Source organism: Parendozoicomonas haliclonae (assembly GCF_900174585.1).
Lineage (GTDB): Bacteria > Pseudomonadota > Gammaproteobacteria > Pseudomonadales > Endozoicomonadaceae > Sansalvadorimonas > Sansalvadorimonas haliclonae.
The window spans coordinates 248339-265746 of the sequence record NZ_FWPT01000004.1 but is presented as its reverse complement, the minus strand read 5'-3'; the positions used below and the strand labels follow the sequence as shown (position 1 = coordinate 265746).

Here is a 17408-nt window from a genome sequence, read left to right as displayed (position 1 = left end):
TACGCTTAACGATAAAAAGGCAGCCGGAAGAATGAATAAAGAGCAGTTAATTAGCCTTCTTAAAGCCACGCTTGCAGAGTTGACTGGCAGTGAACCCAAAGTCCTTACCGATGATGACTCATTAGTTAATTACGGTCGCGACTGGACCCGTTTTCTTGACCCTTCCCCACTAGCCGTTGTTCTCCCTGCCTCGATCGAAGAAGTTCAGGCGATTACCCGTTTTGCCAATGAACATAAGATCGGCCTTGTCCCATCCGGCGGCCGTACCGGACTGAGTGCTGCGGCTGTCGCCACCAATGGTGAGATCGTGGTTGCCTTTGACCGTATGAACACCATCTCGGGATTCAATGCGATAGATCGTACTGTTGCCTGTGGCCCGGGCGTTATCACGGAACAGTTGCAACAGTTTGCTGAAGATCAGGGGCTGTTCTATCCGGTGGACTTCGCCTCCAGCGGCTCCAGCCAGATTGGCGGCAACATCGCGACCAACGCAGGCGGCATCAAGGTTATTCGCTATGGCATGACTCGGGACTGGGTGGCCGGCTTGAAAGTGGTGACCGGTACCAGTGAACTGCTTGAACTCAATAATGGCCTGATGAAGAACAATACCGGCTACGACCTGCAGCAGCTCTTTATCGGTGCAGAAGGGACGCTGGGCTTTATTGTTGAAGCCACTATGCGTCTGGCCCGTCCGCCTCAGGAACTGACTGTGCTGATGCTGGGGGCGGAAGATATGGATGGTGTGATGTCCATCCTGAAAACCTTCCAGGAGAAGATGGATCTGACCGCGTTTGAGTTCTTCTCAGAGCAGGCGCTTTCCAAGGTTGTTGAACACTCCGGTATTCCGCGTCCGTTTGAAACACCCACACCTTTTTATGCGCTGCTGGAGTTTGAGTGCACCAGCGAAGCTGTGTCGGATACCGCCATGGAACTATTTGAGCACTGCATGGAGCAAGGCTGGGTGTTGGATGGCGTGATGAGCCAAAGCCTGCAACAGCTGCAGAACCTATGGCGCTGCCGGGAAGATATCAGTGAAACCATCACCCGCTGGACACCTTACAAGAATGATATCTCGGTGGTGGTTTCCAAGGTGCCGGGCTTTTTGGCAGAGATTGATGATGTGGTTTCCCGTGAATATCCAGACTTTGAAATTATCTGGTTTGGTCATATCGGAGACGGCAATCTGCATTTGAATATCCTCAAGCCGGACGCTTTAGATCGTGAGGAGTTTCTGCAGCAGTGCAATCGGGTGAGTAAGTGGATATTTGAGATAGTGCAGAACTATGGCGGTTCAGTTTCAGCCGAGCATGGTGTCGGGCTGCTGAAAAAGGATTATCTGACTTACACCCGCAGTGCTGCAGAGATTGAGATGATGCGCGGTATCAAGAAGGTGTTTGATCCGAACGGCATTATGAACCCGGGCAAAATTTTCGATCTATAAGCTCGTACAGGCTTTGGCACCAGAGCTTCTCTGGTGCCTGCCGCCGGATAGGGCTCTTAAATATCGGGCTTTTATATACCCGGCTTTTAAATACCAATATTACCCAGCGTATTCATAATCTGACGTATAACCTGAGCGATAGCCGGATGGTCTTCGGCAAACTCTATGGCGGCTTTTTCCAGTTCTTCGTTATAGGCTTCTTCGGGAATCGTACCCTCAGCCTGAGCCAAAGCAATCTGGAGATCATTGGTGACCTGCCGGAGTGTGGCCGCAGTGCATTCATCGACTGGCTGGCCTTCGAGCATATCGTGCAGGGTCTGGATGCGGAGCTGAAGTTCTTCGCTCATATGTTTTACCCCTATCAGAGGTTCAGCCTGAGGACTGTTGAGGTTTTATTGTTGCATAGCAGATTTCCCCCTATGCACTTTCATCATAGCCCTGAAACATCAACACGCCCAAATGCTCTGAAACAAGAAAAATACTTGAGGAATATGCCATGTATCAGCATCACTGGTTTAGCGAAGAGAGTGCAGACTCAGCTGTAGATCTTCCTGTTGGCAAGGTTGTCTGTGTTGGTCGGAACTACGCCGAACACGCCAGGGAGCTGAATAACCCGATTCCAACTGATCCTATTCTGTTTATCAAACCTGCCACTGCGATTACGCCACTCGAAGAGGACCTTGTGTTCGCTCCTGAGCTGGGGGATGTGCACTACGAGGTTGAGATTGCCATATTGATTGGTCAAACCATGAAGAATGTCTCAGAAGCTGAAGCGGCCAACGGCATTGTCGGTTTAGGCGTTGCTCTGGATCTGACCTTGCGGGATCTGCAATCAAAGCTGAAAGAGAAAGGTCATCCCTGGGAAAAAGCCAAGGCCTTTGATGGAGCCAGCCCTCTCTCCGGGTTTTTGAAATATACCGGGCAGAACCTTAATGATATTCCGGTGAAGCTGACGATTGATGGTGATGTACGACAGGATGGCAGCAGTGCCCAGATGCTGTTTGGGATTCCGGCTTTGCTTTCCTACATCAGCAAATACTTCACACTGCAACCCGGCGATGTAGTTCTGACGGGCACGCCGGCAGGTGTGGGTAAGCTTGAGTCCGGCATGGAGCTGAAAGCCGAGTTGCCTGGACTGGTGACGGCGACAACAAAGGTTGTTTAAGAACAGACCATTTTATAAGCCGCATCCAGAGCCATTCCGGGAGCGTGGCGCTGGGTGTAGTCCTGCACAAAGTTATTCACCGGTACCGAGCTGTTCATATTCAGGCTGTCCTCAACATTACAGACAAGATCCAGCACGTAATAAGACTGTGGAACGGGAATACCCGAAAACATACTGAAGTATTCCAGGAGAGCGATATAGGACAGCTGACTGAGCCTTTGCAGCAGGAGAAGTAGAGCAACATTTTGGGCGCGTCTGAAGTTTCTGGCACCTAAGCGAACGTTCTTGCCGAAGTTGCGGAAAAAGCCACCTATCCGGGACTTGCTGGCTTGCACGACCTTAACTGTCCGGCGCTTGAAACGTGCTTTTACGTCAGGGGCAGGGAGAAGCGGTCGCACTTTAAGCGACAGATATTCAAGCTGTGCTGCGATGGCTGACATGCATCCTCCTCGACCTTGAGTTAATCAACTTTGGTCGATTATTGGAGGAAGGCGGTAAGAATTCTATAAGACCTTGGTCGCAAAAACGTCTGACTACGACGAAGGTCTTATACCATCAGCGATTATCGAATCCTGCGGGTGCGGCGGTTGGCATCGATGGCAACAAAGACAAATGTGCCGTCAGTTACCTTGTGGGGAACCTGCTCAGCCGGTGGCTGAACCCAGACTTCCACATCGATATGAATGGAGCTGCCGCCAATGTTGGTGACATTGGTGTAGCAGCTGACCATATCGCCGACTTCGATAGGCCGCAGAAAGTTGAGCTGGTGGATGGAAATCGTAGTGACGCGCCCTTTCGCAACCCGGCGAGCAGTAATCTCTGCTGCCAGATCCATTTGGGAGACAACCCAGCCTCCGAAAATATCATTATCCGGATTGGTATCTCTGGGCATGGCTGGAATCTGCAGGGTCAGTTCACCCTGGGGCGCCGGGAGAGCGTCGGACTCAGCGTCAGTCGTTGCTTCGTATTCCAATACTTCCATTAGAGAGGGCTCATTTTTATTGTTGTCGAGAGGTTGCCTCAAGAGCCAGTGGCTTCTGGGTGTTAACCATAAACCTGCTCGGGTAGCCATGTTGCAAGTTGCGGCCATACGGCCAACAAGCCCAGCAGGATCAGCTGGATAAGAATAAAGGGTGCAACACCGCGATAGATTTCTATAGTGCGTACTGTATCAGGAGCCACACCGCGAAGATAGAACAGTGCGAACCCAAATGGCGGTGTCAGGAACGACGTTTGCAGGTTCACGGCGATCATAATGCCCAGCCAGACCGGATCAAGCCCCATAGCCAGCAAAACCGGGCCTACAATTGGCACAACGACAAAAGTGATCTCGATAAAGTCGAGAATAAAGCCCAGGGCGAAGATCACCAGCATCACAACCAGCGTTGCGCCAAACACACCGCCCGGCATACTTTCAAACAGTTGGTGGATCAGCTCCTCCCCGCCAAACCCACGGAACACCAGCGAGAAAACAGAAGCCCCAATCAGGATCATAAAGACCATACAGGTGATACGAGTGGTGCTGGTAACGACCTCATGCAGCTTTGAAAATGACATCTGTCGCTTAAGGAGAGCCAGCAACGATGCACCAAGAGCACCAACGCCGGCAGCTTCGGTGGGAGTTGCGACCCCCGTAAGGATTGAGCCAAGAACTGCAAAAATCAGCAGTAACGGTGGAAGAAGGCTTTTGATCAGATCAAAGAAGCGTAAGTCTTCATCTATCTCAATGGTTGGAGATTTCTCTGGCTTAAGCCAGGCGACAATAAGCAGGTAAGTGATATACAGCACCACAAGAATAAGGCCTGGAATCAAAGCCCCTACAAACAGGTCACCCACAGAAACCGTTTCTGGAGAGAAGATACCTTGCTTGAGCTGTGCCTGCTGATAAGCACTGGAGAGAACATCACCAAGCAGAACCAGTGCGATGGAAGGCGGGATAATTTGTCCCAATGTGCCAGTGGCACAAATTGCGCCTGTTGCCAGCGAGGGATCGTAACCGCGCTTTAGCATACTGGGCAGCGAAAGTAGGCCCATTGTCACAACGGTCGCACCTACAATACCGGTGCTGGCCGCCAGCAGCATGCCAACGAGAGTGACAGAGATGCCAAGCCCGCCGCGCATACGGCCAAACAATCTGGCCATATTATCGAGCAGATCTTCCGCCACCCGAGACTTTTCCAGCATTACGCCCATCAGTACGAACAGCGGTACAGCGAGTAAAGTCTGGTTGGTCATAATGCCGTAAAGGCGGCTGGGCAGAGCGTTGAGAAAAGCGGGCTCGAAGACACCATTCATTATCCCGATGGCCGCAAAGGCCAGAGCGGTTCCGGCGAGAGAGAAGGCAACGGGGTAACCTGCCAGAAGAATCAGGCAGACAACGGCAAACATGAGCAGCGGCGTATAATCCATTACGCAGCCTCCTGCAGTGGTTCGGCAGAGCGTTCAATTGCAGCTGGATAGCCGCTGATGGTTAGCAGTCCGCGTAACAGTTCAGCAATGGCCTGAATAAGCAGCGTGGCTACCAGAAACAGAATCATGCTTTTCAACAGATAAACCCATGGCAGGCCGCCAGCGTCGTGTGATGATTCTCTCAACTGCCAGGCGGTCTCTATGTAATCCCAGCTGGCATAGCCAATAAACAGACTGACAGGCGTGAGTAGGAACAGTGTTCCCAGAACATTAACAATGGCTTTTTTACGAGCAGAGAAACGACGATAAAAGATATCGACCCGTACGTGGCCATCATGGCGAAGTGTGTAGGCGCAGCAACCCAGAAAGATAAACGCATGGAGATAGATGGCCAGCTCCTGCAAGGCAATGGAGCCGAGGCTGAGCACATAACGCATAAACACGACGGTACAGATGCTTATGACCAGAGCAATATTCAGCCAGGACAGAACGCGCCCTGTGACTTCAGTGAAGGAATCTGTGATGCGAATAATCGAGAAGGCAACTCTGACAATCCCTGGTTGCTTGGAGAAATCCACTGCAAAAATCCATTTTATTATTGTTTGCGCCTAGTATACCTGCGGCTTCAAGTGAGTCGATACTTAATCAGGTTTGCGATAATCCCTTCGGCTCATGGTCGGGAACACAGGCTGGTTGCTGCCAGAGTTAACTCCAGAGGCAGGCAGCGGCTGAACAACAGGGGGATAGTTGTTTCTTTTGGGAACCACTAACTGTGAGTGACTGGGAAGAGGTGGAGTCAGGCGACCAGGACCGTTAAGTTGAAAGTGGTTTTTGTAGAGTATGCTGGCAGTATTGTGCTTGGCTTGCCGACAGTAGCTTAAAACGTCCCTCAATAAGTTCATGAACCAGAAATCAGGCAGAGCCTTGAAGTGGGGGGCCAGGGACTTCTGCATGGTTAAGAAACTGCTGGAAAAGGATTCTGTGCTGTAAGTGCTATTTAGCAGCGTCGTTAACATATCCCGGTATTCGGGCAGAGTATCGACTTTCGGATTATCCGGAGACACGAAGCGATTATGTGCGAGGCGGAGATCTTCGCCAAAATACAGTGCTATCAATGATATGGCATAGCCAAAAAGGTCCTGAGTGAAAGGTTGGATCAGACTGGTATCTATGGCTTTTCCGGCCTGGTATTTCAGAGCCATGTCTATTGTCTCTGGTGGGAGGAAGGTCAAAGTTCCTACCAACGGCTCCTGATTGTCCTGTGTCTGTTCTGGCTCCAGACTGATATGCCGCATGGTGCTCAAGTCTGTCAGAACAAACAACTTTGGTGCGTCCTTTCTCTTGCGAAAAACGACATTGGCAGGTTTGAAATCCAGATGGGCATAGTGGAGAGAGTGTAAATATGCGAGTACATCAAGCATCTGCCTGGCAAATTGTTTGATTTCCGCCATTGCCATGGGGCCTTTGAGCTCAAGGGGATACATCAATGGTTCGATGGTTATCAGGCTGTCTCTGTATCTTTGCCAGTGTAAGACAGGGATAAGGTTGGAATGCTGAAGCTGGTGATCAAAATACTTCAGCAGCCTTTCCCTGCGCTGTATCGAGACTGGATCATTGGCACGGCAGCAAGTCTGTTTTACCGCAATATACCGGGCCGGCTCGGCATCGTTCTGAAGAAAACCGCTATAAACGATGGATTCGGCTCCAGGTTGCTTGGCCAGATAAACACCAACAAGCTTTCTATTTACTTCCAGACGCTCAAGGTCCAGACGTTTAAGAGTTGATTTTGCATTGATATCTTTTTTCTGGGCATCAACCTTTTGCTGCTCGGTGGCATTATTAATTTGAGCAACGGCTTCCTGGTACTCCTCACTGCTTCCTTCCTTAAGGGTAATTCTGCGCAGGGAGCGTTGCGGCATCTTCTGATATATCGGCTGACCCGCTAAAGCGAGTGGCGTGGTTTCATCTTCAGAAGCGTCGTCACCGCTGGAGTTATCCTCAAAGAGGCTGTCATCCAGCTTTGGGGGCTTATAAGGCTTTTTCTGCTGAGGCGTGTGCTGCTTATTCGCTTTGACTTCCAGAGTCATCTCCTTAAGCAACGCCACAGGAGGTTCTGGGTCTTTGTCATTTGAATTTGTAGAGAAGGTGATTTTGTCCTCGGCGAAAACCTGACGCCACATAATGGACAGAGTACTGAGTCCCCAGCCCTCTTTTATCGAGCCCTCCAACTTACGTGCCCAGTGCATCAATAGAGCTTTCAGGACTTTTTCGGACGACTCAGATTGTCCTGTATTAAATAAAGAGTGATCGATATTCCCATACATACTGGCATAGAGGGTGGCGAAGAAAGGCGAGCAGTTTTCAGCAGGCGTCTGATCAATCACCTCCATAACCATTAAAAAATCAGATTTATCTGGAGCAGATGAGAGCCTGGATCGCAGTAAGTAACCTGTGCCCTCTACAACCTGTATGGCATACAGAGTCGGTATCCGATTGGCAGTGGCAAAAGAATTTCTTCTTCCAGGTCTTCTACTATCGTGAGCGATAGCGTGCTGACTGCTTTTACCAACCAGATAGTACTCTGGTGGAGAATGTGGTGTGCCTTTCAACGTATTTGAGGCAGGTAAGATTTTTATCGAATCTACACCGGTTATGCTCACCCATGGATTGCGCGGATCCAGAGTGATTTCCAGCTCCATATACCAATAGGCGAATGAATCATGGCTGATGGAAACCAGAATAAGGCTAATGAGATAAGCAATACGGATGCATAAATTATTCAAAGCTATCCGTGACATAAACTCCCGTACTAGGCGGCTGGAAAATCAGGAAGGAAAGAAATAGCACGGTTTAGACATTTGAAAAGGAATCACACAACAAAAATAAAACAGATGGTCTACGTTTGATCCTCCATCCGTTCTGGGGCGATCAAAGGCTGAACCGCAGGCATGACTCAACGCTTCTTCGCATTTCTGATTATGACCTTGTTTCTGGGGCTCAGTATCCCCGCTCCTGCCATGTGGAATGAGGATGACGAGGATGATGTTGATCTGCTTAAAGCCTGGTCCGACAACGACTCTCCGGAAGATGCCACTCTAACAAGTCTGCAGTTAAAAAAGGATATTCCAACCGCAGAACTGGCTTCTGTGAGCGTGAAGAATCAGGTTATGGATTCCCTTATGCAAACCATGAGCATTTACGCGAGCCCTGATCGCAAGGCTGGTCAGAGTGTGTATATGTCATTGGCGGGCGATGCTCAGGCATTGGATGTGATTGTCCTGAATCAGGACGCATTCCGGAAAAAGTATCCGGAAGTTGCCAGCACTATTGAGCAGGACGGACGCATTATCAACACGCCTGACAATCTGGCATCACAAAAGCTGAACAGACGAGGGCTCACAGGCTTGGAGATGTTTTTAAAATCCAAGAAGGCTGAAGGTGTTCCGCTGGAAAAGAGGCAGAACTTCGTCCGAAAGTTAGTCGCTTCGCTGTGTTTGGAGATTCTATCAACTGCTGGTGATCGGAAGATGACTCTCGATCTTCTGAGCATATTCTGGGGAACGATTTTTAAGCCCGATGGCACATTGAGAGAGAACAGTGAGGATCTCTGGCGGCGTACTGATCATGTTATGTACAAACGTAAAATTCCGGGGACATACGAGTCAGAGAGTATTGGCAGCCTTGCCCAGATATTTAATGTGCTCCTCAGCCTGTTGCGCTATCGGGGGCCAGAGTTGTTTCTACAACTGACTCCCTTGAACACGACCAATAAGCAGATTTCCTTTGCCGCAGAGTTACCGGTGAGTGATGCCATTATCAAAATCATGGCGCAGGACAACAAGCACCGGGAGTGGTGGTTATTGTTTAACAGGAAGATGCATAAAAAAGGGCATGGCTCATCCTCAAAGATGTCTCCCGAAGAATTGCTTGGGCTGCCCGCCTACATGAAAAGCCGTTCCGCAGACTGGCCTGATCTCACCAGAGCATTACAGACATATATTGAAAATGTGTATGAGGGCTCAGGCGTAGTTCTGGATTTTCACTTGATGGCGGCAGCCCTCGAACATGCTTTGATAAGACAACGGCCTTTTGTTTACAAATTGACACGGCCCTTCTTCCCGGGAGTAAGACCAGAAAGCTTTAAAGAAGCCGATACCTATTATGAGAAGTTGCTGGAAGTGCACGACACCGAAAGTGTGACCAATGATTTGGATCTCATGGTCGTCAAAATATTCAATGAGCTGAACGCCTTGGCGCAATCCGGCTCGGAAACCGAGGCTGCTGAAGCTTTGATGATGCTGTTGGAAGCGCCAATGGCTCTTTATATGGTTGATACCACTCTGAATGAACTCAAGCGGCTGAGGCGTCCTGCCGCCGGTATATTTGAATGGCTGGCCCATGCTTCTCACAGCATTACAGACGGACTCTACTTTGACTACCTGACCAGCCAGTGGCCGATCGCCCATACGATGCTGACCCGACAGCAGGTGGCACACTCCATGGCCCTGCCATCGGCAACAAGGCCGAGCCGGATTCAGCTCAGTAAGGATATGACCAAAATGGCACTCTCTACCGTGCAGGCTGTTGATAAAATATTCGATGTAAGTGAAGCGAGCAGAAAACTGCAGTTGTTGATGGCAGACATTGAGCCGATCTGTCTGACAGCATGTGGGTATTCAAGCCACTCACTTACACCTTCAAGGGCGGCTCCCGTACAGACATTGCTGTTTGAAGATGCCGATTTGATGAAGCTGACAACACATATGGTTCCTACCCTTGTTCCCTCGATGTACAGGAGAAAATAGCGTGTAGTAAATCTGTAACAATCTATTCATAGAATTGTCATAAGCGCCACGGATACTGTCATCGTCCAAGAAGTTCAGATCGGTGATTAAGTGGCTTGCCCCCTTAAAGCACCGGGAAAAGATAAATACACAGGGAGCTTATGATGATAAAGACTAACCCTTTCTCTTTTAAAAGAGTGGCGACTGCTCTGACTCTGGCCGCCGCCAGTGTTTCCTTCACTGCCCAGGCCAGCAACAAGGTTGATGCCGAAATCCCGGCTTACACCAAGGCCAGTGGCGTTTCCGGTAACCTGTCCAGCGTTGGTTCCGATACTCTCGCCAACCTGATGACTCTGTGGGCTGAAGACTTCAAGCGCACTTACCCTAACGTGAACATCCAGATTCAGGCTGCCGGTTCTTCTACTGCGCCTCCTGCCCTGACTGAAGGAACTTCTAACCTCGGCCCTATGAGCCGTAAGATGAAGGATAAGGAACTGGCTGCGTTCGAGAAGAAGTTTGGCTACAAGCCGACTGCCGTTCCTGTTGCTATCGATGCTCTGGCCGTATTCGTTAACAAGGATAACCCTGTTAAAGGTCTGACCATGGCTCAGGTTGATGCAATCTTCTCCTCCACGCTGAAGTGTGGCGGCGACAAGAAGATCAACAACTGGGGCGACACTGGCCTGAGCGGTTCCTGGGCTGGCCGTGATATCCAGCTGTACGGCCGTAACTCTGTATCCGGCACCTACGGTTACTTCAAGAAGAAAGCTCTCTGTAAGGGTGACTACAAAAACAACGTAAACGAGCAGCCAGGTTCTGCTTCTGTTGTTCAGTCTGTATCCGCGTCCCTGAACGGCATTGGTTACTCCGGTATCGGCTACAAGACTTCCAGCGTACGTACTGTACCTCTGGCCAAGAAAGCCGGTCAGGCCTTCGTAGAAGCTAACCCGAACAATGCGGTAAACGGCAGCTACCCACTGTCCCGTTTCCTGTATGTTTACGTGAATAAGCAGCCTAACAAGCCGCTGGCGCCAATCGAGCGTGAGTTCCTGAAAATGGTTCTTTCTCAGCAGGGTCAGGAAGTAGTCGTTAAGGATGGTTACATCCCTCTGCCTTCCAAGGTTGTTGACAAGCAGCTGGCTGCACTTGGCCTCTAATTGAAAAGTTAGAGCCCTGAAAACCCGGCCTTGTGCCGGGTTTTTGCGTTAGATTGGATGGTTAGAGCGGATAGAAGTTGATGTCGTAATAACTCTCCTGACGATCGGGAGATTCTTGTTTGGTTTGAGAGTCTTGCAGGTCCTCATCGAGATCGGCAGATTTCTTCACCGGCTCAGGAGTTGCTTTTAGCTCTCCCATCTCCATAGCAATTTCTACCTGGGCCGGGAACTGTATTTTTTCTCCCACTGGCCTCTGGGTCTGAACATCCAATTTACAGGTCAGAAGAGGCGGGTTTTTACGAAAAATGGCAACTTGTTTATTCTGATACAAAAACTTGGGCCAATAGGCGATCTGGTATTGAATGGTGAAGTGGAAGTTCGTTGGATCGCCATCAATCAAGATCTCCTGAACATGCAGTGATGTGCTGACTCGCCCTTCGATACCGGGTTTGATCATCTCGATCTGGTTGCTGATAGCAGGAGTCAGTGCGCGAAGTGCTCCTGTCAGATACTCCCTGGAGGCAAGCAACATAATAAATTCCCGTGTGGGCATGGGTATGCCAGGAAAATGATGATTGAGATTGTTGCCGAATACCCCTCCTCTCAAGGTCTCTTTGAATAACCCCCAGACAGATCCCTCTTCTTTTTGCAGTGGAGCGCCTTTGATCTTTATGGCGTGTAAATAGGGATAGTGCTTTTCGTCTTCAGCATATTTAGTGTCACAGTCTTGATACAGGTTGAGGGCTTTATAGCTGAAAGCATCCTGCAATATGTCCAGATTCTCTGGCAGATCCTTTTTAAACTGAGAGCCAGCCTCTTCAACCGCAGCCTCAACAGATAACTCCGAAGTATCCACAGAGAGCTGCTTTATCTTCTTGGGAATCACTTCACAGTGACGGTCGCTGCTGGAAAGCTGCAGGGGCGGAACGTCTTGCGGAACAGGAATCAGACCAGGCAGTAAATGCTCTGGGTCTTCGACCGACACATCAAGACCGGCGAACGTTGTTGTTGAGGTATCCGGAGTTGGCACCGGTTTAATCTCGATAACCTCAAAGGGCGAGGGCGTTCGTGATTGAACGGGTGATGTCATAACGGATGCCTCAGTCGTCCAGTTGAATTAAATCATCCACAAATAGATCTGGATCATCCTCAGTATTTGTCTCAGTTTTTGGATCTTGGCTCGGGAACTGAGGCTTTGGTAAAAGCAGTGATTTTGTATTGATTTTCAGAAATGCAGGTTCCTTGATAGGGTGACCGTCGATCAAAGTCACCACAGCTTTCATGGTGACATCCATATTGTCAAAGAGAGGGTACTTTTGGTCTTGGCTGATAATGGAGGGCGTGTATTTCAGCTCATAATGCACTTTGACTTCATTTGACTCATCGTCACCTGTGATATCAATGCTCTCAACGTCAAAAGAAAGCCTGAATTTGCCGTTAAGACTTTGCAGGGGCTCGGCAATCCAGCTGCACACCAGTGATGATGCGGACTTAACAGCTTCTGATATGTACGGTGTACTGCAGAGTTGGCGAAGCTTATGGCGAGTGGCAGTGGTTGATAACCAGTAGTACCGCTTGAAATTTTCTGTGAGAGGCTTTGACGATTTGGTTCTGATCACAGCCTCGCCGTTTATTGAAATCACAGAGAGAGGTATGTCAACGCCCTCTGAGGGGAGATGCTTAGGTGTCTCCTCGGCATAAATAAAGAATGCATTGGCAATTGAGCATCTTACTTCATACAGGTTGTCTACGGCTGAACGGCGTGCCGCACTCAATGCTGAGTGAACATCGATCCCTTTATCATTTTCAGTTTTGCGTTCTGGTAGAGGTGTTGTTTCATCCTTTGTACGAGTCGGCGCGGGTGGTATTTGTATAGGAGGACGTCGCGTAGCTGCAACGTGTGAGCCTTGCCAGTTTCCGTCGGTCATGGTTTTCTTGCTATCCAGATCCACAGTTGCACCTGTTGGAGTGGATCTAAAGTGAACACGATCATCCATTTTCACTTCCTCCTATCAAATAAATCAGTGTGGATTTGAGTCTCTGCCATTTAAGGACACACTTCCTATTTAACCGGCTGGCCCGAGATCCATTGGAGCAGAGTTTTTCCTGGTACTTTCCTAAAAACTGCTCGAGTTAAGGGATATCTGGCTTGTTTAGACTGCTTTTGATGCAGAGGTTCTTGAGCAAGCTTCAGAAAGTCAGATGAAGTTACAGGTGTGTTATTGAGGCCAAGAGATTATGTGAAATACGGAAGACTCAAAAATATGACAATTCTGTAACTTAACTGTCATAAAAGGAGTTTAAGGTTCGCTCATATAAGGGAGTTTCATTCCTATAACGCATTACAAAATCAGGGTTTGAACGAGCAGCATGAGTGAACAAAGCATTCAGTCAGCTCCGGGCGTTAACTTCGATACCCCGGCGGTCCTGCGCTACCGCAATGTCAGAAAAATAAAAGATAAGACGGCCCGCTATGGCATTGCCACTGGCGGGCTTGGCGTTATTGCCGCCATTCTGTTGATCTTTTTCTATCTTCTCTACGAAGTGATGCCATTGTTTCAGTCTCCTGAAGTGGAGCTTGAGCGCAGCTATAACATGCCTGTGGCCTCTGCCAACAGCCTCTATGTGACGATGGAGGAACAGGCCGAAATCGGCATGCAGGTTTCCAGTGCCGGTGAAGCTGTTTTCTTCAATACGGAAGATGGCGCGATTCGGAAAACTATCGCGTTGCCGGTAGAGCCCGGTGTGACAGTAACGTCCGCAGCGCCAATGGCTGCCGGAAACAATATGATGATTGCTGGCCTTTCCAATGGCTCAGTTATTGTTTTCAAACATGAGTACCGCATCACCTGGCCCAATGATCAGCGTTTGATTACACCGCTGCTGACCTTCCCTTACGGTGAAGAGCCTATTGTTCTTGAGGCGGGCGCATCACTGGATAAGGTTGCGGTACGTGATGCGGAAGAACAGCTGATTGTGGCGGGGGCCAGCGGCTCCGACCTGTTTATGGTTCGTTTTCTCAAGGAAGAGGATTTCCTCACCGAAGAGATAACCCTTGAGCGGGAAGAGGTTTCACTGCCTTTCTCCGGTGCTGCCGCAAGAAGCCTGCTTTTGGAACCTGATCTCAACTGGCTGTATGTGCTTTCTGGCACCGACACGCTGACTCAGATTGATATTCGCAGCGGCCAGCCTTTTGTCGAGAAGTCCTATGCTCTGACAGCCGGCAAGAATGAAGTGACCGAGCTTCAGCTTCTGCTGGGTGGTATTTCCCTTCTGGCTGGTGACAGCAATGGTCGTATCAGTCAGTGGTTTATGGCTACAAACGCTGCCGGTGAAGATGAGCTGACCGAGATTCGCAGCTTTCAACAGGGCGATGCTGCTATTACCCGTATTATCCCGGAACATCGTCGTAAGGGTTTTCTGGCGCTCGATGCTGAGGGTGTTCTGGGTCTTTATAACACCACGGCCAGCCGTCAGGTTATGACTCTGTCCGTAACTGAAGGTGTTGTTGATCAGGCCGGTCTGGCTCCGCGAGCAGATGCTCTAGTGCTTGGTACGGGGAATCAGATGCACCTTTGGAGTGTGGAAAACGAGCACCCGGAAGTGTCCTGGAGCGCTCTGTGGGATGAGGTCTGGTACGAGTCTTACGATGAGCCGGAATATATCTGGCAGTCTTCTGCTTCAAACAATGACTTTGAACCCAAGCTGAGCCTGATGCCCCTGGCTTTCGGAACCCTGAAGGCTGCGTTCTACGCCATGCTGCTGGCGGCGCCATTGGCAATTTGTGGTGCGATCTACACCGCCTACTTTATGGCTCCAGCCATGCGCCGCAAGGTGAAGCCGGTAATTGAACTGATGGAAGCTTTGCCAACAGTAATCCTCGGCTTCCTGGCGGGTCTTTGGCTGGCACCGTTTGTGGAAAACAACCTCCCGGCCATCTTCAGTCTGCTACTGCTGATGCCGTTTGGGATTCTGTTGTTTGCCTTTATCTGGGATCGGTTGCCTCTGAATGTACGCACTGTTGTTCCCGAAGGATGGCAGGCGGGCCTTTTGATCCCGGTGGTGATTCTGGTGGCCTGGATCTGTCTGGCGATCAGTGGCTCGCTGGAAGGCGTGTTCTTCGGTGGTGATATGCGTTCCTGGATTACCAAGGATCTGGGTATCAGTTACGACCAGCGTAATGCTCTGGTGGTTGGTCTGGCGATGGGCTTTGCAGTTATTCCAACCATCTTCTCCATCGCAGAAGACGCCATCTTTAGCGTACCCAAGCATCTGAGTTACGGCTCTCTCGCACTGGGCGCAACACCATGGCAGACCCTGACCAAAGTGGTTCTGCTTACTGCCAGCCCTGGTATTTTCTCCGCCGTAATGATCGGTATGGGCCGTGCGGTCGGTGAAACCATGATCGTACTGATGGCGACGGGTAACACGCCGATAATGGACGCCAATATTTTTGAAGGCATGCGGACTCTCGCAGCCAACATCGCTGTAGAAATGCCGGAATCCGAGGTGGGCAGCTCTCACTATCGCATCCTGTTCCTGGCGGCTCTGGTGCTGTTTATCTTCACATTCGTGGTCAACACGCTGGCTGAGCTGGTGCGTCACAGACTGCGTCAGAAGTACAGCTCACTCTAACCCTGCGGCGGAAATGAACGACGGTAAAACGATATGAAAATAACTGTCAAAAGCTGGTTTAAAAGTGGTTCCCCGTGGGTATGGATGAATGCGGGAGCGGTATCCATCAGTGTGGTGATGGTCGTTGGTCTGCTGGCTCTGATCGCGGTGCGTGGTCTGGGACACTTCTGGCCGGCCAGCATTATGACTGCACAGTATCAGGTTCCTGGTCAAAGCACTCAGGTGGTAATGGGGCAGTTTGCCGACGAGGAAGAGATTCCCACCCAGCGACTGCGTGATGCCGGTATTCAGGGCTTTGAAGAACAGGATCTGGTGACCCGTCAGCTGCTCAAGGTCGGCAACCGTGATGTCAGTGGTAGCGACTTCGCCTGGATTATTGAGCCATGGCTGGACAACATTCAGTACCCGGAAGATGCAATCGCTCTGGAGCGTCGTGAGTGGGGTAACTTCTACGGCTTCGTTAAAGAAGTTCGCCACAATGGTGCGGTTGTCGCCACAGGTTCTGAAGCCTGGGATGCGTTGAATGCCAGCATCGAACGTGCACTGACCATCCATAACGATATCTACAAAATCGAGAAGAAGGATATCGGTGCGATTAACAGCAAACTGGAGCGTTTGCGTCTGCAACAGCGTGGACTGGAATTGAAAGGCGAAGCGACTCCAGTTGCTCTGGCGGATATCGAAGCCCAACGTGCCGAGTTGAACGCTGCTTATCAGGTTCTGGAAAAATCCCTTGGTGAGCTTTATGTGTCGTTTACTCGCGATACCGTTGTTGCCGAGACGGTTTCCGGTCAGGCCGTAGAAATTAATGTTTCCAAAATTGTGCGAGCCTATCAGCCCAATGCCATGGGACTGGGCGGCAAGATCGCTTTCTACGGCAGCAAGATCTGGGAGTTTGTAGCTGACGACCCCCGTGAAGCCAATACCGAAGGCGGTATCTTCCCGGCCATTTTCGGTACGGTAATGATGGTACTGATTATGTCGGTCATCGTGACGCCGTTTGGTGTGATTGCAGCCGTCTATCTGCGTGAGTATGCCAAGCAGGGTTTCACGACTCGGGTCATTCGTATCGCTGTGAATAACCTCGCCGGTGTGCCTTCCATTGTATATGGCGTATTTGGCCTGGGTTTCTTTGTTTATTTCTTAGGCGGACAGATGGATGCTCTGTTCTTCCCGGAAGCCTTGCCTGCTCCAACGTTTGGTACTCCTGGTTTGATGTGGGCTTCATTGACGCTGGCGCTGCTGACCTTGCCGGTGGTTATTGTTGCCACGGAAGAAGGGCTCTCCCGTATTCCCAAGTCTGTTCGTGAAGGCAGTCTGGCTCTCGGTGCCACTAAAGCAGAAACCCTGTGGCGTGTGGTTCTGCCAATGGCCAGCCCGGCGATGATGACCGGCTTGATCCTGGCGGTTGCCCGTGCAGCAGGTGAGGTTGCTCCTCTGATGCTGGTGGGTGTGGTGAAGCTGGCGCCAAGCCTGCCGCTGGATGGTAACTATCCATTCCTGCACCTCGACCAGAAATTTATGCACCTTGGCTTCCATATTTACGACGTAGGTTTCCAAAGCCCGAACGTTGAAGCCGCACGGCCGCTGGTTTATGCCACCGCCCTGCTGCTGGTGGTTGTTATTGCCGTTTTGAACCTTTCCGCAGTAGCGATCCGGAATCACCTGCGTGAGAAGTACAAGGCCTTAGAAGTTTAAAGCTGCAAGCTATTAGAGACAGAAATAGAAATTGGACGGCAGTTACTGAGTAAGTGTGGACATAAGTACTCTGCCAACACAGAATCTGACAGGAAGACTGACTATGAGCGAAGCAATCG

The 17408-nt window shown here is 50.2% G+C and carries 14 protein-coding genes; 6 read left to right on the top strand and 8 right to left on the bottom strand.

The features are described from left to right. Nucleotides 1-31 precede the first annotated feature (31 nt). Entirely contained in the window at nt 32-1441 is a 1410-nt protein-coding gene (locus EHSB41UT_RS10310) for an FAD-binding oxidoreductase (protein ID WP_087109440.1), read from the top strand. Nucleotides 1442-1527: 86 nt separating this feature from the next. On the opposite strand, the gene EHSB41UT_RS10305 is transcribed toward EHSB41UT_RS10310, so the two are convergent. Further along, on the bottom strand, nt 1528-1788 hold the full coding sequence (locus tag EHSB41UT_RS10305) for a DUF4404 family protein (protein ID WP_087109439.1): 261 nt from the start codon (nt 1786-1788) through the stop codon (nt 1528-1530). Between the two features lie 149 nt (nt 1789-1937). On the opposite strand from EHSB41UT_RS10305, the gene EHSB41UT_RS10300 reads away from it, so the two are divergent. Then, on the top strand, nt 1938-2606 hold the full coding sequence (locus EHSB41UT_RS10300) for a fumarylacetoacetate hydrolase family protein (RefSeq protein ID WP_087109438.1): 669 nt from the start codon (nt 1938-1940) through the stop codon (nt 2604-2606). Here the strand turns inward: EHSB41UT_RS10300 and EHSB41UT_RS10295 are convergent. The 5 genes from EHSB41UT_RS10295 to EHSB41UT_RS10275 form a co-directional block, all read right to left on the bottom strand. Further along, entirely contained in the window at nt 2603-3046 is a 444-nt protein-coding gene (locus EHSB41UT_RS10295) for a hypothetical protein (RefSeq protein ID WP_087109436.1), read from the bottom strand. The genes EHSB41UT_RS10300 and EHSB41UT_RS10295 overlap by 4 nt on opposite strands. A gap of 122 nt (nt 3047-3168) precedes the next feature. Further along, nucleotides 3169-3588: an acyl-CoA thioesterase gene (locus EHSB41UT_RS10290; protein ID WP_087109433.1), complete on the bottom strand. Its 420-nt coding sequence runs from the start codon at nt 3586-3588 to the stop codon at nt 3169-3171. 62 nt (nt 3589-3650) lie between these two features. Next, entirely contained in the window at nt 3651-5015 is a 1365-nt protein-coding gene (locus EHSB41UT_RS10285; protein WP_087109432.1) for a TRAP transporter large permease, read from the bottom strand. Beyond that, complete coding sequence (locus tag EHSB41UT_RS10280; protein ID WP_242667277.1) at nt 5015-5593, bottom strand: TRAP transporter small permease subunit; 579 nt, start codon at nt 5591-5593, stop codon at nt 5015-5017. The genes EHSB41UT_RS10285 and EHSB41UT_RS10280 overlap by 1 nt, the downstream gene beginning before the upstream one ends. A 63-nt stretch (nt 5594-5656) precedes the next feature. After that, nucleotides 5657-7813 carry a protein kinase domain-containing protein gene (locus EHSB41UT_RS10275; RefSeq protein WP_087109430.1) on the bottom strand — a complete coding sequence of 719 codons (2157 nt, stop codon included), beginning with the start codon at nt 7811-7813 and terminating at the stop codon, nt 5657-5659. Nucleotides 7814-7963: 150 nt separating this feature from the next. Between EHSB41UT_RS10275 and EHSB41UT_RS10270 the strand changes: the two genes are divergently transcribed. Further along, nucleotides 7964-9820, top strand: a complete 1857-nt coding sequence (locus EHSB41UT_RS10270; RefSeq protein WP_087109428.1) for a hypothetical protein — start codon at nt 7964-7966, stop codon at nt 9818-9820. Nucleotides 9821-9960: 140 nt separating this feature from the next. Continuing rightward, complete coding sequence (locus EHSB41UT_RS10265; protein WP_278248149.1) at nt 9961-10956, top strand: PstS family phosphate ABC transporter substrate-binding protein; 996 nt, start codon at nt 9961-9963, stop codon at nt 10954-10956. 61 nt (nt 10957-11017) lie between these two features. On the opposite strand, the gene EHSB41UT_RS10260 is transcribed toward EHSB41UT_RS10265, so the two are convergent. Next, the gene (locus tag EHSB41UT_RS10260; RefSeq protein ID WP_165767215.1) at nt 11018-11812 is read right to left on the bottom strand and encodes a hypothetical protein; all 795 of its coding nucleotides are present in this window, start codon (nt 11810-11812) and stop codon (nt 11018-11020) included. Between the two features lie 244 nt (nt 11813-12056). Beyond that, nucleotides 12057-12953, bottom strand: a complete 897-nt coding sequence (locus EHSB41UT_RS10255; RefSeq protein WP_087109424.1) for a hypothetical protein — start codon at nt 12951-12953, stop codon at nt 12057-12059. Between the two features lie 373 nt (nt 12954-13326). Here EHSB41UT_RS10255 and EHSB41UT_RS10250 point away from each other — a divergent pair, with 373 nt between their 5' ends. Together EHSB41UT_RS10250 and pstA are read left to right on the top strand one after the other, a co-directional pair. Then, on the top strand, nt 13327-15591 hold the full coding sequence (locus tag EHSB41UT_RS10250; RefSeq protein WP_087109421.1) for an ABC transporter permease subunit: 2265 nt from the start codon (nt 13327-13329) through the stop codon (nt 15589-15591). 33 nt (nt 15592-15624) lie between these two features. After that, nucleotides 15625-17289, top strand: a complete 1665-nt coding sequence (pstA, locus tag EHSB41UT_RS10245; RefSeq protein ID WP_087109419.1) for a phosphate ABC transporter permease PstA — start codon at nt 15625-15627, stop codon at nt 17287-17289. Nucleotides 17290-17408: the final 119 nt, after the last annotated feature.